The following is a 19403-nucleotide window of genomic DNA, read 5'->3' as shown; positions in this document are numbered from 1 at the left end:
GTCATAAAGGCTGTTTTGTAGCTACGCTGAAAGCGGTCCATGAACTCTATTGGGCAGTTCCCTGTCTGACAGGAGGAAATGCGCCTCGACTCGCGTTAAACTGCGCGGGTTTTTAGTCCCCCATCCTCCGGAGCCTTCCATGTCCCGCGTTACCCTGAGTCGCTATTTGATTGAGCAGACCCGCAGCAACAACACTCCTGCCGATCTGCGCTTCCTGATCGAAGTGGTGGCGCGTGCTTGCAAGGAAATCAGCCACGCTGTCTCCAAAGGCGCCCTGGGCGGTGTTCTGGGCAGCATGGGCACCGAAAACGTACAGGGCGAAGTGCAGAAGAAGCTCGACGTGATCTCCAACGAGATCCTGCTCGAAGCCAACGAATGGGGCGGTCACCTGGCCGGCATGGCGTCCGAGGAAATGGACAATGCCTACCAGATTCCCGGCAAATACCCGAAAGGTGCCTACCTGCTGGTATTCGACCCATTGGACGGTTCGTCGAACATCGACATCAACGTCTCGGTCGGCACCATCTTCTCGGTACTGCGTTGCCCTAACGAGCACCTGAGCCAGAACGAAGCCCTGAGCGAAAAAGCCTTCCTGCAACCGGGCACCCAACAAGTGGCTGCCGGTTACGCGATCTACGGCCCGCAGACCATGCTGGTGCTGACCCTGGGCGACGGCGTCAAAGGCTTCACCCTGGACCGTGAAATGGGCAGCTTCGTCCTGACCCACGAAAACATGACCATCCCGGCATCGACCCAGGAATTTGCCATCAACATGTCCAACCAGCGTCACTGGGAAGCCCCGGTACAGCGCTACGTGAGCGAGTTGCTGGAAGGCGAGACCGGCCCGCTGAAGAAAGACTTCAACATGCGCTGGATCGCCGCGATGGTGGCCGACGTGCACCGCATCCTGACCCGTGGCGGTCTGTTCATGTACCCGCGTGATGCTCGCGACCCGTCCAAGCCAGGCAAATTGCGCCTGATGTACGAAGCCAACCCGATGTCGTTCCTGGTGGAACAGGCGGGCGGCGTTTCTACTGACGGTCACCAGCGTATCCTCGACATCCAGCCTGAAGGCCTGCACCAGCGTGTGGCGGTGTTCCTGGGTTCGAAGGAAGAAGTTGACCGCGTGACCGCGTACCACAAGGAATAACCCCATGGCCCAGCCCTGGCAGCCCCTGCTCGATTGGTGGTTCGGCTCAGCCGAAAAGCCGGCCGAGATTGTGGCGGACAAGGGCGGGCTGTGGTTCGGCAAGCGTGACAGCCAGGACCTTGAAGCGCGCGAGCGCTTCGGGGCCCAGGTCGAACAGGCACTGGCCGGCGGATTGACCGAATGGGCGCAAGGCCCACACGGTTGGCTGGCCCTGGTGTTGTTGCTTGATCAACTGCCACGGATGATCTTTCGCGAAACCCCCAAGGCCTTCAGCGGTGACCTGCGTGCGCAAGCACTGGTGGCCCAGGGCATCGCCGCGGATTTTGACCGGCAACTGCCGCCCATGCAGCGCGCGTTCATCTACCTGGTGTTCGAGCATTGCGAAAACCTGGCGGTGCAGAACGAAGGCGTATCGCGCTTTGCTGCGTTGCATGACCAACAGTCTGCGGAGGATCGTCCGGTATTTGCCGACCATCTGGATTACGCCGAACGGCACCAGAAGGTCATCGCCCGCTTTGGCCGCTTCCCTCACCGCAATGCCATCCTCGGCCGTGAATCCACCGCTGAAGAACTTACCTTCCTGAGCCAGCCTGGCTCGCGTTTTTAAGCTGCGTTCGACCCTGTCGTCGAGGTACACCCGTGTGAGTTGCGTGGGTATAGACCCAGCGTCCGAACGGCGGCTACAGGCTTTGTAGCCGCTGCCGAAGGTTGCGCTGGCCCTCACGGCCGCTGACGTCTTCCCGGATGCCCCCAGCGGCTAAACACTCAGATCCGGAAACTACCCACCAGCTGCTTCAGGCGTGCCGCCTGCTGTTCCAGGTCGGCGCAGGCGCGCAGGGTGGATTGCAGGTTTTCCACGCCTTCCTGGTTCAGGGTGTTGATCTCGGTGATATCGACATTGATCGACTCGACCACCGCGGTCTGCTCCTCGGTGGCGGTGGCCACCGACTGGTTCATGCCGTCGATCTCGCCGATGCGCTGGGTCACGCTGCCCAGGCGCTCGCCGGCCTGGTTGGCGATGCCCACGCTGCTTTCGCTCTCGCGCTGGCTTTCGGTCATGGTGCTCACCGCCTGGCGCGCGCCCACTTGCAGCTCCTCGATCATCTTCTGCACTTGCTGCGCCGAATCCTGGGTCCGGTGGGCCAGGTTGCGCACCTCATCGGCCACCACCGCAAACCCACGCCCGGCTTCACCGGCGCGGGCCGCTTCAATGGCCGCGTTCAGGGCCAGCAGGTTGGTTTGCTGGGAGATGCTGGTGATCACTTCGAGGATCTGCCCGATGTTCACCGTGTTGCTGTTCAGGGTTTCGATATTGCCGCAGGAGTCGCTGATCTTGGCTGACAGCTGGTGCATCGCGGCGATGGTCTGATCCACCACCTGTTGGCCTTCGGCGGCCAGGTTGCGCGCGTCGCTGGAATGCTGCGAGGCGAGGGCGGCGTTCTGGGCGATTTCCTGGGCCGCGGCCCCCAGTTCGTTGATCGCTGCGGCCACGCTGCTGGTGCGCGAGGCCTGCTGGTCGGAGTTGAACATCGACGAGTTGGAGGCCGCGACCACCCGCAGCGCCACCTCATTGACCTGGCCGGTGGCCGAGGACACCTCGGTGATCGAGGTGTGGATGCGCTCGACAAACCGGTTGAACGACAGGCCCAGGGTGCCGAACTCATCGTGGCCGTGGATGCTCAGGCGCTTGGTCAGGTCGCCTTCGCCTTCGGCGATGTCATGCATGGCGCGGCCCATCAGGTGCAGCGGTTGCATCAGTACCCGGATCAGCATGCCGAGCAGGGCGATGATGATCACCACCGCGATAAACATGGCAATGATCGCCGAGGTGCGGAACTCGCTGAGCATGGCGAACGCGGTGTCCTGATCCAGCACCAGCGCCACGTACCAGTCGGCCGAGGGCACGCCGTTGACGTGGGTGAAGGAGATGAATTGGCGTTTGCCGTTCACGTCCACTTCTTTCAGGCCTGGGCTGATGCTGGGTGCGCCGTTGGGGTAGGCCTCGCCCAGGCTTTTGAGCACCAGCTTGCTGTCCGGGTGGATCAGGATCTTGCCGTCGGCACTGACGATAAACGCGTGGCCATGGCCGCCGAAGTTCAGCGAGTTGATGATGGCGCTGACACTGGAGAGGTCGATGTCGGCGCCGGCCACGCCGATAAACTGGTTCTGGTGCTGCACCGGCGTGGCGACGGTGATCACCAGCTTGCCGGAGGACGCGGCGATGTACGGCTCGGTGACGATGGTCCGGCCGGCGCTGTTGGCCGCCTTGAACCAGCCCCGGGCACGTGGATCGTAGTCGGCGGCCCGGTTGCCGGCTGGCACCGAGAACATCACCCCGTCCTGGCCGCCAAAATAGCTGAGCTGGAAGTTGCTGGCGTAAGCCGGCAGGCCGACGCTGCGTTGCAGGCTGTCGCCACCGTTGCCATCCACGGCGATCTGCTGGGCCAGGGATTGCAGGAGCTGGATGCGGCTTTCGAGCCAGGTCTGAATGTTGCTGGTGGTCAGGCTGCCGAGTTCCTGCATGGAAGATTCGGTGCTGCTGCGCAGGGCTGCGCGCTGACGGTAGTCGTTGAACAGGATGAAACAGGCGAACGCCACGGCGACCACAAGGGCGGCGGCGAGCAGGATCTTGTGGCTGAACTTCATGTTTCTGGTCATTAAATGAACTACCGCGAGAGGCTGGTCAACGAGGGTGCGCTAATTTGCCACAGTGGAGGGCTTTTCGCTGCCTATATGTCGACTTGCCAGCGTCAAAACTGAAGCGAGTTTCGGCAAAGCCGACGAAATGCTTTCGGCTTTGGGAAAGTGCCTGATTTGTGACGCAAATCGTGTTTTTTGCCGGTAATAAATACCCGCCGTCATGGGGAACCAGATCGGGGTTTTCTCTTCTAAGCTTCTGGTTGGCAGCCATGCCTTCCCCCTTCCGTCCAGGAGTTCACCATGTCGCTGCGTTCCCTCGCTCTGTTGTCGTTCTGCGTGCTGCTGGCAGCCTGCAGCAAGGTCAATCAGGAAAACTATTCCAAGCTGTCGGCGGGCATGCCCAAGGCCGAGGTTGAAAACCTGCTCGGCAAACCGACCGATTGCTCCGGCGCCCTGGGCATGTCCAGTTGCACCTGGGGTGACAAGAACAGCTTTATCAGCGTGCAGTACGCCGGTGACAAAGTGCTGATGTTTTCCGGGCAAGGCCTGAAGTAAACCGGGGCCACGTGCCCGCGGGAGAAAAATAATGATGCGTTTGGTATTCACTCTTCTGGCCGGCCTGCTCTTGGCCGGCTGCGCCACGTCCCGGGACGATTCGCTGGCGCCCAAGACCGTTAGTCACGTCGACCTCAAGCGTTACCAAGGGACCTGGTACGAGCTGGCGCGACTGCCGATGTACTTCCAGCGCAATTGTGCGCAATCCGAAGCCCGTTACACCCTGTTGCCCGAAGGCAATGTGGCGGTGCTCAACCGCTGCCTGACGCCCGAGTGGAAGTGGGAAGAAGCGCGGGGCACGGCGACGCCGCAGGTACCGGGTAAAACCGACAAGCTGTGGGTCGAGTTCGACAACTGGTTTTCCCGGTTGCTGCCCGGGGTCGCGAAGGGCGATTACTGGGTGCTTTACGTCAGCGACGACTACAAGACAGCCATTGTCGGCGACCCGAGCCGGCGTTACCTGTGGCTGCTGTCGCGCAAGCCGGAGGTCAGCGAGACGGTTCGTGAGGACTTGCTGAGCCGGGCACGCCAGCAGGGCTACGACACCACACGACTGATCTGGCGGGTGTCGGATTCGGTGATGGCGAAGAATTCCAAGTAACGCTGGGGGCGAGGGCGATTGGCAGGTGACTGTTGAATTGCCCGTTTGGCCTGAGTGGCCGCTGTGCGGCCAGGCGCGAGCAAGCTCCCGCGCCACAATGATCCCCCGCGCCGCAAGAGCGCGGGGCCGACCTCAGTTGAGCAGTTCGCGCAGGACCTGGGTGAAGGCGCGGTTGCTTTCTTCTTCCCCAGCATGGCGTCCGTTGCGCACCACCCACTGGCCGTTGACCAGCACATCGCGTACCTGACGATCGCCGCCGGCGAACAGCCAACGATTGAGAATGGCGTCGCCGTCGGCAGTGGCCAGGTACGGGTCGTTGCCGTCCAGCACCAGCCAGTCGGCACGCTTGCCCACTTCCAATGCCCCGATGGCTTGCCCTAGCGCCTCGGCGCCGCCATCCAGCGCGGCGTCATACAGGGTGCGCCCGACCATCGGCTGATCGGCGCCATACAAGCGGTTGCGCCGCTGGTCGCGCAGACGCTGGCCGTATTCCAGCCAGCGCAATTCCTCGACCACGCTCAGTGACACATGGCTGTCGGAACCGATGCCCATGCGCCCGCCCTGGGCCAGGAAGTCCACGGCGGGGAAGATCCCGTCCCCGAGGTTGGCTTCGGTGGTCAGGCACAGCCCGGCAATTGCCCGGCTCCTGGCCATCAGCGTGACTTCTTCCGGGTTGGCATGGGTGGCGTGGACCAGGCACCAGCGCTGATCGACCTCGGTGTTTTCATACAGCCATTGCAACGGCCGGCGCCCGCTCCAGGCCAGGCAGTCGTCGACTTCCTTCTGCTGTTCGGCGATGTGGATATGCACCGGGCACTGTCGGTCGCTGGCAGCCAGGACCTCGCTGATCTGCTGCGGCGTGACCGCGCGCAATGAGTGAAAGCACAATCCCAGTCGTTGCGCCGGCTGTGCGGCCAGCAGCGGTTGCAGACGCGATTGCAGTTTGAGGTAGTTCTCGGTGCTGTTGATAAAGCGTCGCTGGCCTTCATTGGGTGCCTGGCCGCCGAAGCCCGAGTGGCTGTACAGCACGGGTAGCAGAGTCAGGCCGATGCCGGCAGAGCTGGCCGCCTGGCTGATACGCAGCGCCAGTTCGGCCGGGTCTGCATAGGGCTGGCCGGTGGTGTCGTGGTGCACGTAATGGAATTCGGCGACCGAGGTGTAGCCGGCCTTGAGCATTTCGATGTACAGCTGGCGCGCGATGACGTGCAGTTGCTCGGGGCTGATCTTGCCGACCAGGCGATACATCAGGTCGCGCCAGGTCCAGAAGCTGTCATTGGGGTTGCCGGCGACTTCCGCCAGGCCGGCCATCGCCCGCTGGAAGGCGTGGGAGTGCAGGTTGGGCATGCCTGGCAGCAGCGGGCCCTGGACCCGTTCAGCTCCTTGCGCATCGGCGTTGGCCTGGATGTGGGTCAGCAGGCCGTCGGCGCTGACCTCAAGACGTACATTGTTGGCCCATCCATTAGGCAGCAGCGCGCGTTCGGCAAAGAAGGCGGACATGGTTCAGCACCCCATCGTGTGTTATTTGTATATACATATACAGACGTTTGCCTGCTCGGTAAACTCCGGCAAGCTAGCCCCCTTTATTCACGAACAAGGATTCCCTGTGCCGATTCCGACTGCCAACTCCCCGCTGGCCGCCCACTTGGGCGATAGTCCGGCGCCCTTGTACGCCCGCGTCAAACAGATGATCACCCAGCAGATCGAGAGCGGAAACTGGCCGCCGCACTACCGCGTTCCGTCGGAAAGTGAACTGGTCAATCAGCTGGGTTTCAGCCGCATGACCATCAACCGTGCCCTGCGCGAAATGACTGCCGAGGGCATGCTGGTGCGGATGCAGGGCGTCGGCACCTTCGTCGCTGAACCCAAGAGCCAGTCGGCGCTGTTCGAAGTGCATAACATTGCCGACGAGATTGCCTCCCGTGGCCATCGCCACACGTGCAAGGTCATCACCTTGGGTGAAGAGGCCGCCGGCTCCGAACGCGCCGTGGCCCTGGACATGCGCGAAGGGCAGAAGGTGTTCCACTCGCTGATCGTGCATTTCGAAAACGATATTCCGGTACAAATCGAAGACCGCTTCGTCAACGCCCTGGTGGCGCCGGAGTACCTCAAGCAAGACTTCACCCTGCAAACCCCCTACGCCTACCTGAACCAGGTGGCCCCGCTGACCGAGGGCGAGCATGTGGTCGAGGCGATTCTGGCCGAGGCCGAGGAGTGCAGGCTGTTGCAGATCGAGCGCGGCGAGCCGTGCCTGCTGATCCGGCGCCGCACCTGGTCCGGTCGCCAGCCAGTGACCGCGGCGCGGTTGATCCACCCCGGTTCCCGTCATCGTCTGGAAGGACGCTTTCATAAATGACCCAGTTGAAACTTTTGCGCGCGACCGACTACCCGCGCATGCCGTGGAAGAACGGCGGTGGCAGCACCGAAGAAATCACCCGTGATGCCGGCGTTGGCCTGGAAGGGTTTGGCTGGCGCCTGTCGATTGCCGATATCGGTGAGTCCGGTGGTTTTTCCAGCTTTGCCGGCTACCAGCGGATCATCACCGTGCTGCAAGGCAGCGGCATGGCGCTGACGGTGGATGGCCACGAGACGCGTCCGCTGCTGCCCCTCGACCCCTTCGCTTTCAGTGGCGCGAGCCAGGTGACCTGCAACCTGCTGGACGGTCCGATCCGCGACTTCAACCTGATCTACGCCGCCGACCGCTATAAAGCGCGCCTGCAATGGCTCGAAGGCGAGCAGCGTTTCTTCAGCCAGGCCAGCACCCTGCTGGTGTTCAGCGTGGCTGAGCAGTTGCAGGTCACGATCAATGACGGCGCGTTGCAGGAGCTGGGTTGCCACGATTGCCTGCAACTGGACGGCAATGCCTCATTGCTGGAGGTCGCCATCGGCGGCCGCTGCTGCGTAATCGAACTCACCCACCTCTAAAAACCGTAGCCCTGCAGCGCTACAGATTTTGTGGGGTTGGCGTTTCCCAATCGCGCACCAGTTTGTTACCGAACGCCCCAGCGTGGCGCAAAACCACGCTTTGGTAACAGCCGTTACCACCCTCGAAAAATCCCGCGAAAAAAATCACCTCTGCGCAAAGCCTTTATTTTCAAGGCGTGCACGCCTGCATCGAATTTTCTTCGGTAGTCGTTTCCCGAGTTGGCCGCTTGATTGCATATGCTTGTATGTACAAGTAAAGATGTGTGCGTAAGAGTGAGGTGATTTCCTCTTCGCGCCATTGCTGATTCGCTTGTAGCGCAACCCCTGCGCGCAGGCTCGCTGGCCCACTGCCTGGGTTGGTTTGGATTGATTGCTGAGGATTTTTTCCGTGACTGACAACAAACCTACGAAATACCGGAACGTCGAAATTCGCGCTGCCCGCGGCAACAAGCTGACCGCCAAGAGCTGGCTGACGGAAGCGCCGCTGCGGATGCTGATGAACAACCTCGATCCGGAAGTCGCCGAGAACCCTAAAGAGCTGGTGGTCTACGGCGGCATTGGTCGCGCCGCGCGCAACTGGGAGTGCTACGACAAGATCGTCGAGAGCCTGACCAACCTCAATGACGATGAAACCCTGCTGGTGCAATCGGGCAAGCCGGTCGGCGTGTTCAAGACCCACAGCAACGCACCGCGCGTACTGATCGCCAACTCCAACCTGGTGCCGCACTGGGCCAGTTGGGAACATTTCAACGAACTGGATGCCAAGGGCCTGGCCATGTACGGCCAGATGACCGCCGGCAGCTGGATCTACATCGGCAGCCAGGGCATCGTCCAGGGCACCTACGAAACCTTCGTCGAAGCCGGTCGCCAGCACTACAACAGCAATCTGAAAGGCCGCTGGGTCCTCACCGCCGGCCTCGGCGGCATGGGTGGCGCCCAGCCGCTGGCCGCGACCCTGGCCGGTGCCTGCTCGCTGAACATCGAATGCCAGCAGGTCAGCATCGATTTCCGCCTCAACAGCCGCTACGTCGATGAACAAGCCCGCGACCTCGACGACGCCCTGGCCCGCATCGAGAAATACACCAAGGAAGGCAAGGCCATCTCCATTGCCCTGCTGGGTAACGCCGCGGAAATCCTCCCGGAACTGGTCAAGCGTGGTGTGCGCCCGGACATGGTCACCGACCAGACCAGCGCTCACGATCCGCTCAACGGTTACCTGCCAGCCGGCTGGACCTGGGACGAGTACCGTGCTCGCGCCAAGACCGAGCCGGCCGCCGTGGTCAAGGCTGCCAAGCAATCCATGGCGGTGCACGTCAAGGCCATGCTCGACTTCCAGAAGCAGGGCATTCCGACCTTCGACTACGGCAACAACATCCGGCAGATGGCTCAGGAAGAGGGCGTGGAAAACGCCTTCGACTTCCCGGGTTTCGTACCGGCCTATATCCGTCCGCTGTTCTGCCGTGGCATCGGTCCGTTCCGTTGGGCCGCGCTGTCCGGCGACCCGCAGGACATCTACAAGACCGACGCCAAGGTCAAGGAACTGATCCCCGACGACGCCCACCTGCACAACTGGCTGGACATGGCCCGCGAGCGCATCAGCTTCCAGGGCCTGCCGGCGCGTATCTGCTGGGTTGGCCTGGGCCAGCGCGCCAAGCTCGGCCTGGCATTCAACGAAATGGTGCGCCGCGGTGAGCTGTCGGCGCCGATCGTGATCGGTCGCGACCACCTGGACTCCGGTTCGGTCGCCAGCCCGAACCGCGAAACCGAGTCGATGCAGGATGGTTCCGACGCCGTGTCCGACTGGCCACTGCTCAACGCCCTGCTCAACACCGCCAGTGGCGCGACCTGGGTCTCGCTGCACCACGGTGGCGGCGTCGGCATGGGCTTCTCCCAGCACTCGGGGATGGTCATCGTCTGCGACGGTACCGATGAAGCTGCCGAGCGTATCGCACGCGTGCTGCACAACGACCCAGCCACCGGTGTCATGCGTCACGCCGACGCCGGCTATCAGATCGCCATCGACTGCGCCAAGGAGCAAGGCCTGAATCTGCCGATGATCACCGGCCAGTAAGCCGTATCGCGGGGGCCGGCCCACCGGCTCCCGCCGCTACAAAAAACGCTCTTGTCGGAGCAGCAAATCGTCTGCAGTGCCCATAGAGGTTCGACGTAAATGGCTTTATCGAATGATCGTGCAAGCAGTAAACCGTTGATCGAAAGGCGTTCGATCGACTACATCCCGGAAGCGGAAAGACACGGTCGTCTATTGAGTCAGTTCACCCTATGGCTGGGTGCCAACCTGCAAATCACTGCAATTGTCACCGGGGCCCTGGCCGTGGTGCTGGGCGGTGATGTGTTCTGGTCGCTGATCGGCCTGTTGCTTGGGCAATTGATCGGCGGCGGGGTTATGGCGCTGCACGCGGCGCAAGGGCCGCAACTGGGCCTGCCGCAGATGATCTCCAGCCGTGTGCAGTTCGGTGTCTACGGTGCGGTGATTCCCCTGGTGCTGGTGTGCCTGATGTACATCGGTTTCTCGGCCAGCGGTTCGTTGCTGGCGGGGCAGGCGGTGGCGCAACTGCTGCAGGTCCAGGACTGGGTCGGCATCGTGCTGTTTGCCGGCTCGATCATGGTCTTCACCATCTTCGGCTACCGGGTGATTCACGGCATTGGCCGGGTCGCCAGCGTGCTGGGGGTCGTGGCCTTCATCTACCTGTTCTACAAACTGCTGTCCGGCAACGACATTGGCGCGTTGCTGGGGAACAAGCATTTTTCTCTTTCGAGCTTTCTGTTGGCGGTGTCGTTGTCGGCATCCTGGCAGATCGCGTTTGGCCCTTATGTGGCCGACTACTCGCGTTATCTGCCGCGCAGCACTTCGGCGGTCAAGACCTTCTGGGCCGTGGGCCTGGGTTCGGTGATCGGCGCGCAGGCGGCGATGGTGTTCGGGGTGTTCGCGGCGGCCCTGGCCGGTTCGCAGTTCGCCCACCACGAGGTGTCGTTTATCGTCGGCCTGGGTGGCACCGGGATCGTTGCCGGCCTGCTGTATTTCGCCGTGGCCTTCGGCAAGGTGACAGTGACCACCCTCAACGCCTACGGCAGCTTCATGTCGATCGCCACCATCATCAGCGGCTTTCGCGGCAGCCGGCACATCGGCAGCGGCGTGCGCCTGCTGTACATCTTCATCATGGTCTCGATCGCGGCGTCCCTGGCACTGCTGGGCAAGGACTCGTTCCTCAAGGATTTCTCCGCGTTCATCCTGTTCCTGCTGGCGTTCTTCACGCCCTGGAGCGCGATCAACCTGGTGGACTTCTACTGCATCACCAAAGAGCGCTATGACATTCCCGCGCTCTCGGACCCCAATGCCCGGTACGGGCGCTGGAACCTCATGGGCATCAGCATTTACGTGTTTGGTGTGTTGATTCAAATGCCGTTCATCTCCACCCATTTCTACACCGGTCCGCTGGTGGCGAGCCTGGGGGACACCGATATCTCCTGGATCATCGGCCTGGTGGTGCCGGCAGCGCTGTATTACTTCGCCGCCAGGAAATGGCATGGCGCGGTACCCGATCGTCTGATCCTGCCGGTAGAGCAGGACGCGGTCACCGAACAAAAGCTGAGTGGGGCGGCCCGCGCAAGCGCGGTGTGAGCCTGATTGGACGTGGATAGGGCTGGATGCCTCTTGACTGCCGTATGCCAATTCATGATTAGGAGCGTCACACAATGAGCGTCAATAAGACCCTGCTGACCACTCTGCTTTCCATGGGCCTGCTGGCCAGTGCCGGTGCTGCCCAGGCCGCCGGCTGGTGCGAATCCGGCAAACCGGTGAAGTTCGCCGGGCTGAACTGGGAAAGCGGCATGTTGCTGACCGACGTGCTGCAACTGGTGCTGGAAAAAGGCTACGACTGCAAGACCGATACCTTGCCCGGCAACTCCATCACCATGGAGAACGCCCTGGGCAGCAACGACATTCAAGTGTTCGCCGAGGAGTGGGTAGGCCGCAGCGAAGTCTGGAACAAGGCCGAGAAGGCCGGCAAGGTGGTGGGTGTCGGCGCCCCGGTGGTGGGTGCCGTCGAAGGCTGGTACGTGCCGCGCTACGTGATCGAGGGCGATGCCAAGCGCAAGCTGGAAGCCAAGGCGCCGGACCTGAAGAACATCGCCGACCTGGCCAAGTATTCAGCAGTGTTCAAGGACCAGGAAGAGCCTGCCAAAGGCCGTTTCTACAACTGCCCGGCCGGCTGGACCTGTGAGCTGGACAACAGCGAAATGCTCAAGAGCTACGGCCTGGAAAACAGCTACACCAACTTCCGCCCGGGCACCGGCCCGGCCCTGGATGCCGCTGTGCTGTCGAGCTACAAGCGTGGCGAGCCGATCCTGTTTTACTACTGGTCGCCGACGCCGCTGATGGGCCAGGTCGACCTGGTGAAGCTCGAGGAGAAACCCGGCGTGGATAAAAGCGTGACCATCAAGGTCGGCCTGTCCAAGGTGTTCCACGAGCAGGCGCCGGAGCTGGTCGCGGTGCTGGAGAAGGTCAACCTGCCGATCGATCTGCTGAACCAGAACCTGGCGCGGATGACCAAGGAACGCATCGAATCGCCGAAACTGGCGAAAATTTTTCTCAAGGAACATCCTGAAGTCTGGCATGCATGGGTAAGCGACGATGCGGCCAGGAAAATCGACGCGGCCTTGTAGGTAGAGCCTTTGCGGCCGTCAGCACTGGCTGCCGCAAGCGACGCCACATCCCCCCTTGATCGAGAGTTGCTTATGTTTCCTGAGCGTTTCACATTTTCTATCGCCGACTGGGTCAACGGTTGGGTTGACTCGTTGGTGACCAATTACGGCGATGTCTTCCGCCACATCTCCGACACCCTGCTGTGGGCCATCGTCAACCTCGAAGGCCTGCTGCGCATGGCGCCCTGGTGGCTGATGCTGGCCATTGTCGGCGGCATTGCCTGGCATGCGACACGCAAGGTGGTGACCACTGCGGTGATTGTCGGCCTGCTGTTTCTGGTGGGCGCCGTCGGGCTGTGGGACAAGCTGATGCAGACCCTGGCACTGATGCTGGTGGCGACCGTGATTTCGGTGCTGATCGGCATTCCCCTGGGCATCCTTTCGGCGCGCAGCAATCGCCTGCGTTCGGTGCTGATGCCGCTGCTCGACATCATGCAGACCATGCCCAGCTTCGTGTACCTGATCCCGGTGCTGATGCTGTTCGGCCTGGGCAAGGTGCCGGCGATCTTCGCCACCGTCATCTACGCCGCGCCGCCGCTGATCCGCCTCACCGACCTGGGTATTCGCCAGGTCGACCGCGAGGTCATGGAAGCGATCAACGCCTTTGGTGCCAATCGCTGGCAGCAGCTGTTCGGCGTGCAATTGCCGCTGGCGCTGCCGAGCATCATGGCCGGGATCAACCAGACCACCATGATGGCCCTGTCGATGGTGGTGATCGCCTCGATGATCGGTGCCCGTGGCCTGGGCGAAGACGTGCTGGTGGGCATCCAGACCCTCAACGTCGGGCGCGGCCTGGAAGCGGGGCTGGCCATCGTGATTCTGGCGGTGGTGATCGATCGGATTACCCAGGCCTATGGTCGTCCACGCCATGAGGTGAACCCATGAGCAACACAGCCATCAGCAAAATCGAAGTCAAGAACGTGTTCAAGATCTTCGGCAATCGTTCCGCCGATGCCTTGAACATGATTCGCCAGAACAAGAGCAAGGACCAGGTGCTGGCCGAGACCGGTTGCGTGGTCGGGGTCAACGACCTGTCGCTGAGCATCGGCACCGGCGAAATCTTCGTGATCATGGGCCTCTCCGGCTCCGGCAAGTCGACCCTGGTGCGCCACTTCAATCGCCTGATCGACCCCACCAGCGGCGCGATCCTGGTGGACGGCGAGGACATCCTGCAATACGACATGGACGCCCTGCGCCAGTTTCGCCGGCACAAGATCAGCATGGTGTTCCAGAGCTTCGGCCTGTTGCCCCACAAGAGCGTGCTGGACAACGTCGCCTATGGCCTGAAAGTGCGCGGCGAGAGCAAGCAGGTCTGCGCCGAACGTGCGCTGCACTGGATCAATACCGTGGGCCTCAAGGGCTATGAAAACAAATACCCGCACCAGCTCTCCGGCGGCATGCGCCAACGGGTCGGCCTGGCCCGGGCGTTGGCAGCGGACACCGACATTATCCTGATGGACGAAGCCTTCAGCGCCCTCGACCCACTGATCCGCGCCGAAATGCAGGACCAGTTGCTCGAGCTGCAGAAGACCCTGCACAAGACCATCGTTTTTATCACTCACGATCTGGATGAGGCGGTACGCATCGGCAATCGCATCGCGATCCTCAAGGACGGCCGCCTGATCCAGGTCGGCACGCCGAAAGAGATCCTGCATTCGCCGGCCGACGAGTACGTCGACCGTTTCGTCCAGCGCCGCGCGGCGGTGGTCTGATGAGCACCGTGGCTGCTGCACCGTCATTCACTCGGTATGAGGCCGGACATGTCCCAGGCTGAAACAATCGTTATCGCCGACGCCCCGCTGCGTTGGCAGGATGTCGTCGCCGTCGCCCGCCAGGGCGCGCAACTGGTGCTGTCGGAGCAGGCCTGGGCGCGGGTCGAGAATGCCCAGGCCATCGTCCAGCGCATCGTCGCCAGCGGCGAGCGCGCCTACGGCGTCAGCACCGGCCTGGGGGCGCTGTGCAACGTTTCGCTCGAGGGCGAGCAACTCAGCCAGTTGTCGCGCAATACCTTGCTCAGCCACGCCTGCGGCGTCGGTCCGGTGCTGAGTGACGAGCAGACCCGGGCCATTCTCTGCGCCGCCATCATCAACTTCAGCCAGGGCAAATCCGGGGTGCAGCGGCCGGTGGTCGAGGCACTGCTGAACGTGCTCAATCGCGGGATTACGCCGCAGGTGCCGTCCCAGGGTTCGGTGGGTTACCTGACCCACATGGCGCATATCAGCATCGCCCTGCTCGGGGTGGGCCAGGTCAGTTATCGCGGCCAGGTGGTCGCGGCCGCGCAAGCCCTGGCAGCCGAAGGTTTGCAGCCGGTGCAACTGGGGGCCAAGGACGGCCTGTGCCTGGTCAACGGCACGCCGTGCATGACCGGCCTCAGTTGCCTGGCATTGGCCGATGCCACACGCCTGCTGCAATGGGCCGATGTGATCGGCGCCATGAGTTTTGAAGCCTTGCGCGGACAGATTGCTGCGTTCGACGCCGAGATCATCGCCCTCAAGCCGCACCCGGGCATGCAACAGGTCGCCACTAACCTGCGGGGCCTGCTCGAAGGCAGCGAAGTGATCGCCAACAGCCTGGGTGTCCGCACCCAGGACGCCTTGAGCATTCGTTCGATTCCCCAGGTGCACGGCGCCGCCCGCGACCAGTTGGCCCACGCCACGCGCCAGATCGAAACCGAACTCAACGCCGCCACCGACAACCCGCTGCTGCTGGGCACGCCGGATAACTACCGGGTGGTGTCCCAGGCCAATCCCCACGGCCAATCGGTGGCCCTGGCCGCGGACCTGCTGGCGATCGCCATGGCGGAAATCGGCTCGATCGCCGAGCGTCGCCTGGACCGCCTGATCAACCCTCATGTCAGCGGCCTGCCGGCCTTCCTGGTGAGCAACCCGGGGGTCAATTCCGGAATGATGATCGTGCAATACGTGGCCGCGTCGCTGTGCGCGGAAAACCGCCAATTGGCGCAACCCGCGGTGCTCGACAACTACGTGACCTCGGGCCTGCAGGAGGATCACCTGAGCCTGGGCACCAACGCCGCGCTGAAGCTGCACCGGGCCCTGGAGAACTGCCGTCAGATCCTCGCCATCGAGTACCTGCTGGCGGCCCAGGCCTTCGAATTTCTCAAGCCCCAGGGCTTTGGCCAGGGCACCGGCCGCGCCTGGAAGCTGCTGCGCCAACGGGTCCCGGCCTATGACCAGGACCGCTGGCTGGCGCCGGACATCGCCAGCGCCGCCTCGATTTTGCAAGACCCGACACTGCTCGAAGACGTTTTACCGAAACTGTACTGATTTCTACACAAGCCAGCGTGCCAAGGCGCCACTCCGCTCAACCAGCGGGTGGCGACGGACAACGGAATTATCCGGAGCGACTGGCAAGTTAATAAAACTCTCAAAAGGAGAATGAATGTGACTGCGCTTAACCTTATCCCCGGCCAACTGAGCCTGGCTCAACTGCGTGCCATCTATCAGCAACCGGTGACCCTGAGCCTGGATGACAGTGCCTCGGCCCAGATCGACGCCAGCGTTGCCTGCGTCGAGCAGATCCTCGCGGAAAACCGCACCGCCTATGGCATCAACACCGGTTTCGGCCTGCTGGCCTCGACCCGCATTGCCAGCGCCGACCTGGAAAACCTCCAGCGCTCGCTGGTGCTGTCCCACGCCGCCGGTGTCGGCGAGCCGATCAGCGATGACCTGGTGCGCCTGATCATGGTGCTCAAGGTCAACAGCCTGAGCCGTGGTTTCTCGGGTATCCGTCGCCAGGTGATCGATGGCCTGATCGCGCTGATCAACGCCGAGGTTTATCCCCACATCCCGCTCAAGGGTTCGGTAGGCGCCTCCGGCGACCTGGCACCGTTGGCCCATATGTCGCTGGTGCTGCTGGGCGAGGGCAAGGCGCGCTACAAGGGTGAATGGCTGGAAGCGACCGCAGCCTTGAAAGTTGCCGGTCTCAAGCCCCTGACCCTGGCCGCCAAGGAAGGGCTGGCCCTGCTCAATGGCACCCAGGTGTCCACTGCCTATGCCTTGCGCGGCCTGTTTGAAGGTGAAGACCTGTTCGCCGGCGCCCTGGCCTGTGGCGGCCTGACGGTCGAGGCAGTACTGGGTTCGCGCTCGCCGTTCGACGCGCGGATTCACGCGGCCCGTGGCCAGCGTGGCCAGATCGATGCCGCCGCGGCCTACCGCGACCTGCTGGGCGAGGGCAGTGAAGTGTCGGCCTCCCACGAGAACTGCGACAAGGTCCAGGATCCGTACTCCCTGCGCTGCCAGCCGCAAGTCATGGGCGCCTGCCTGACTCAGTTGCGCCAGGCGGCCGAAGTGCTGGTGGTCGAAGCCAACGCCGTTTCCGACAACCCGCTGGTATTCGCCGCCGAAGGCGACGTGATTTCCGGTGGCAACTTCCACGCCGAGCCGGTGGCCATGGCCGCCGACAACATGGCCCTGGCCATTGCCGAAATCGGCTCCCTGAGCGAGCGTCGCATTTCGCTGATGATGGACAAGCACATGTCGCAACTGCCGCCGTTCCTGGTGGCCAATGGCGGCGTCAACTCCGGCTTCATGATCGCCCAGGTCACCGCGGCGGCCCTGGCCAGCGAAAACAAGGCCCTGGCTCACCCGCATTCGGTGGACAGCATCCCGACCTCCGCCAACCAGGAAGACCACGTGTCGATGGCTCCGGCCGCCGGCAAGCGCCTGTGGGAAATGGCTGAAAACACCCGTGGCGTGCTCGCCGTGGAATGGCTGGCGGCCTGCCAGGGCCTGGACCTGCGCGATGGCCTGAAGACCTCGGTCAAGCTGGAAAAAGCCCGCAGCGCCCTGCGCGCCAAGGTGCCGTTCTACGAGAAGGACCGCTTCTTCGCGCCGGACATCAATGCCGCAAGCGAACTGCTGGCCTCGCGCTGCCTGAACGAGCTGGTGCCGGCCAAGTTGCTGCCAAGCCTGTAATCACCAAAAAGCCTTGCGCGGCCCGGCCTTCACGCCGGGCTTGTGCAGGCTGCTGCCGAGCCTCGAGTAGGGGAGGCTGCTGATTGTCTCCATGCCTGGCATGGAAGTGCGGCCTGTGACGCCTGGCGTCACAAAATGGACGCGGAGCGTCTGTTGATGATTCTTCCCGGGCATGTGCCCGGGAAGAAATGGTCGTCTGATAAGAATAAATAGGGGACGAAGAAATGGAACAGAAAACAGCTGGATTGAAGCGCGGCCTATCGGCTCGCCACATTCGGTTCATGGCCTTGGGGTCTGCCATCGGCACCGGGCTTTTTTACGGTTCTGCCTCGGCCATTCAAATGGCCGGCCCTGCAGTTTTGCTCGCCTACCTGATTGGTGGCGCAGCCGTTTTCATGGTGATGCGCGCCCTCGGCGAGATGGCCGTGCATAACCCGGTGTCCGGTTCGTTCGGGCACTACGCAAGCCAGTACCTGGGGCCGTTGTCGGGCTTCATCCTGGGCTGGACCTACGCCTTTGAAATGATCATCGTCTGCCTCGCGGACGTCACTGCGTTCGGTATCTACATGGGCTTCTGGTTCCCGGAGGTGGCCCGCTGGATCTGGGTGCTGGGCATTGTGCTGCTGATCGGCGGCCTGAACCTGTGCAACGTCAAGGTCTTCGGCGAGATGGAGTTCTGGCTGTCGCTGCTCAAGGTCGGGGCCATTGTCGCGATGATTCTCGGCGGCTTCGGCATCATGCTGTTCGGCATCGGTTCGGCCGGCAGCGATCAGGCAGTGGGGGTCTCCAACCTGTGGGCCCATGGCGGTTTCATGCCTAACGGCATCGGTGGCCTGATCGCCTCGTTCGCGGTGGTGATGTTTGCCTTTGGCGGGATTGAAATCATCGGCATCACCGCCGGTGAAGCCAAGGACCCGCGTCGGGTTATTCCCAAGGCGATCAACGCCGTACCGCTGCGGATTCTGCTGTTCTACGTGCTGACCCTGTTTGTGCTGATGGCCATCTACCCATGGCAGCAGATCGGTACCCAGGGCAGCCCGTTCGTGCAGATCTTCGATAACCTGGGCATCGCCTCGGCGGCGACCATCCTCAACATCGTGGTGATCTCGGCGGCGGTGTCGGCGATCAACAGCGACATCTTCGGCGCCGGGCGCATGATGTATGGCCTGGCCCAGCAAGGTCAGGCGCCCAAGGGCTTTGCCCAACTGTCGAAGCAGGGCGTGCCATGGATGACCGTGGTGGTGATGGCGGCGGCCCTGTTGGGCGGCGTGCTGCTGAACTACCTGATCCCGGAAAACGTGTTCCTGCTGATCGCGTCCATCGCGACCTTCGCCACGGTCTGGGTCTGGCTGATGATCCTCGTGACCCAGGTGGCAATGCGTCGCTCCATGAACGCCGAGCAGGTTGCCCAGTTGCAGTTCAAGGTGCCGTTCTGGCCTTGGGCACCGGCGGCGGCCATCGTCTTCATGCTGTTCATCTTTGGCGTGCTGGGCTATTTCCCGCAGACTCAGGCGGCGCTGATGGTGGGCGCGGTGTGGATCGTGCTGCTGGTGATTGCCTATATGTTGTGGGTCAAGCCAGCGGCGGCTCAGGCGCTGGAGGTTGATCGCACTTTTTCACCGACTGACCATTAACGGAGACCCTGGATGAAAACTCTTTGGCAACACTGCAACGTCGCCAGCATGGCCTCGGGCACTTACTCGATCATCGAGGACGCGGCCATGGTGACGTCAGGGGCGCACATCGAGTGGATCGGCCGGGGCGCGGGGGGGCCCGGCCGCGGCAAACCCCCAGGAAAAGGACAGGCGGGGGGCAGGGGAAACCCCGGGGGTTTAGAATTGGCAAACCCAAAAGGGTTTAGGGGGCAACCCCGGCGGGG

General features: G+C 62.5%; 17 protein-coding genes and 2 pseudogenes. 15 read left to right on the top strand and 4 right to left on the bottom strand.

What is annotated here, in order from left to right:
- The first annotated feature begins 139 nt into the window (after positions 1 to 139).
- Positions 140 to 1150 (top strand): class 1 fructose-bisphosphatase, encoded by a 1011-nt coding sequence (locus ACOZJV_RS10845; RefSeq protein WP_020299514.1) that lies wholly within the window; start codon positions 140 to 142, stop codon positions 1148 to 1150.
- Positions 1151 to 1154: 4 nt separating this feature from the next.
- Positions 1155 to 1757: a DUF924 family protein gene (locus ACOZJV_RS10840; RefSeq protein ID WP_201129090.1), complete on the top strand. Its 603-nt coding sequence runs from the start codon at positions 1155 to 1157 to the stop codon at positions 1755 to 1757.
- Between the two features lie 158 nt (positions 1758 to 1915).
- On the opposite strand, the gene ACOZJV_RS10835 is transcribed toward ACOZJV_RS10840, so the two are convergent.
- The 3 genes and pseudogenes from ACOZJV_RS10835 to ACOZJV_RS10825 all read right to left on the bottom strand — a co-directional run bounded on the left by ACOZJV_RS10835 (position 1916) and on the right by ACOZJV_RS10825 (position 4061).
- Positions 1916 to 2680, bottom strand: a complete 765-nt coding sequence (locus tag ACOZJV_RS10835; RefSeq protein WP_421548313.1) for a methyl-accepting chemotaxis protein — start codon at positions 2678 to 2680, stop codon at positions 1916 to 1918.
- A 93-nt stretch (positions 2681 to 2773) separates the two neighbouring features.
- A pseudogene (locus ACOZJV_RS10830) lies at positions 2774 to 3796 on the bottom strand (HAMP domain-containing protein); the annotation flags it as partial.
- A gap of 37 nt (positions 3797 to 3833) precedes the next feature.
- Positions 3834 to 4061 carry a hypothetical protein gene (locus tag ACOZJV_RS10825; RefSeq protein WP_153050192.1) on the bottom strand — a complete coding sequence of 76 codons (228 nt, stop codon included), beginning with the start codon at positions 4059 to 4061 and terminating at the stop codon, positions 3834 to 3836.
- Between the two features lie 29 nt (positions 4062 to 4090).
- On the opposite strand from ACOZJV_RS10825, the gene ACOZJV_RS10820 reads away from it, so the two are divergent.
- Both ACOZJV_RS10820 and ACOZJV_RS10815 read left to right on the top strand, forming a co-directional pair.
- The gene (locus ACOZJV_RS10820) at positions 4091 to 4345 is read left to right on the top strand and encodes a lipoprotein (protein ID WP_020299511.1); all 255 of its coding nucleotides are present in this window, start codon (positions 4091 to 4093) and stop codon (positions 4343 to 4345) included.
- 31 nt (positions 4346 to 4376) lie between these two features.
- A complete protein-coding gene (locus ACOZJV_RS10815) occupies positions 4377 to 4946 on the top strand; it encodes a lipocalin family protein (protein WP_078469413.1) in 570 nt (189 codons plus the stop codon).
- Between the two features lie 132 nt (positions 4947 to 5078).
- Here the strand turns inward: ACOZJV_RS10815 and ACOZJV_RS10810 are convergent, their stop codons facing one another.
- Positions 5079 to 6443 (bottom strand): formimidoylglutamate deiminase, encoded by a 1365-nt coding sequence (locus ACOZJV_RS10810; protein ID WP_421547612.1) that lies wholly within the window; start codon positions 6441 to 6443, stop codon positions 5079 to 5081.
- A 187-nt stretch (positions 6444 to 6630) separates the two neighbouring features.
- On the opposite strand from ACOZJV_RS10810, the gene hutC reads away from it, so the two are divergent.
- The 11 genes and pseudogenes from hutC to ACOZJV_RS10755 all read left to right on the top strand — a co-directional run.
- Complete coding sequence (hutC, locus tag ACOZJV_RS10805) at positions 6631 to 7299, top strand: histidine utilization repressor (RefSeq protein ID WP_238596131.1); 669 nt, start codon at positions 6631 to 6633, stop codon at positions 7297 to 7299.
- Positions 7296 to 7868 carry a HutD family protein gene (locus ACOZJV_RS10800; RefSeq protein ID WP_201129095.1) on the top strand — a complete coding sequence of 191 codons (573 nt, stop codon included), beginning with the start codon at positions 7296 to 7298 and terminating at the stop codon, positions 7866 to 7868. The genes hutC and ACOZJV_RS10800 overlap by 4 nt, the downstream gene beginning before the upstream one ends.
- 388 nt (positions 7869 to 8256) lie before the next feature.
- The gene (gene hutU / locus ACOZJV_RS10795) at positions 8257 to 9939 is read left to right on the top strand and encodes a urocanate hydratase (RefSeq protein WP_078469416.1); all 1683 of its coding nucleotides are present in this window, start codon (positions 8257 to 8259) and stop codon (positions 9937 to 9939) included.
- Between the two features lie 99 nt (positions 9940 to 10038).
- Complete coding sequence (locus ACOZJV_RS10790) at positions 10039 to 11508, top strand: purine-cytosine permease family protein (RefSeq protein ID WP_078469417.1); 1470 nt, start codon at positions 10039 to 10041, stop codon at positions 11506 to 11508.
- A gap of 74 nt (positions 11509 to 11582) precedes the next feature.
- Entirely contained in the window at positions 11583 to 12551 is a 969-nt protein-coding gene (locus tag ACOZJV_RS10785; protein WP_421547611.1) for an ABC transporter substrate-binding protein, read from the top strand.
- Positions 12552 to 12623: 72 nt separating this feature from the next.
- Positions 12624 to 13475, top strand: coding sequence for an ABC transporter permease (locus tag ACOZJV_RS10780; RefSeq protein ID WP_078469419.1), 852 nt, complete (start codon positions 12624 to 12626; stop codon positions 13473 to 13475).
- Positions 13472 to 14302 (top strand): quaternary amine ABC transporter ATP-binding protein, encoded by an 831-nt coding sequence (locus ACOZJV_RS10775; protein ID WP_020299502.1) that lies wholly within the window; start codon positions 13472 to 13474, stop codon positions 14300 to 14302. The genes ACOZJV_RS10780 and ACOZJV_RS10775 overlap by 4 nt, the downstream gene beginning before the upstream one ends.
- Positions 14303 to 14350: 48 nt before the next feature.
- On the top strand, positions 14351 to 15874 hold the full coding sequence (hutH, locus tag ACOZJV_RS10770; protein ID WP_421547610.1) for a histidine ammonia-lyase: 1524 nt from the start codon (positions 14351 to 14353) through the stop codon (positions 15872 to 15874).
- Positions 15875 to 15985: 111 nt separating this feature from the next.
- Complete coding sequence (gene hutH, locus ACOZJV_RS10765) at positions 15986 to 17524, top strand: histidine ammonia-lyase (protein ID WP_102047881.1); 1539 nt, start codon at positions 15986 to 15988, stop codon at positions 17522 to 17524.
- A 224-nt stretch (positions 17525 to 17748) separates the two neighbouring features.
- Entirely contained in the window at positions 17749 to 19158 is a 1410-nt protein-coding gene (locus ACOZJV_RS10760; RefSeq protein WP_078469421.1) for an amino acid permease, read from the top strand.
- A gap of 12 nt (positions 19159 to 19170) precedes the next feature.
- Positions 19171 to 19357, top strand: a pseudogene (locus ACOZJV_RS10755) (imidazolonepropionase); the annotation flags it as partial.
- Positions 19358 to 19403 lie beyond the last annotated feature (46 nt).

Source organism: Pseudomonas sp. QD4 (assembly GCF_049199125.1).
GTDB lineage: Bacteria > Pseudomonadota > Gammaproteobacteria > Pseudomonadales > Pseudomonadaceae > Aquipseudomonas.
This window is presented reverse-complemented; position numbering and strand designations above follow the sequence as displayed.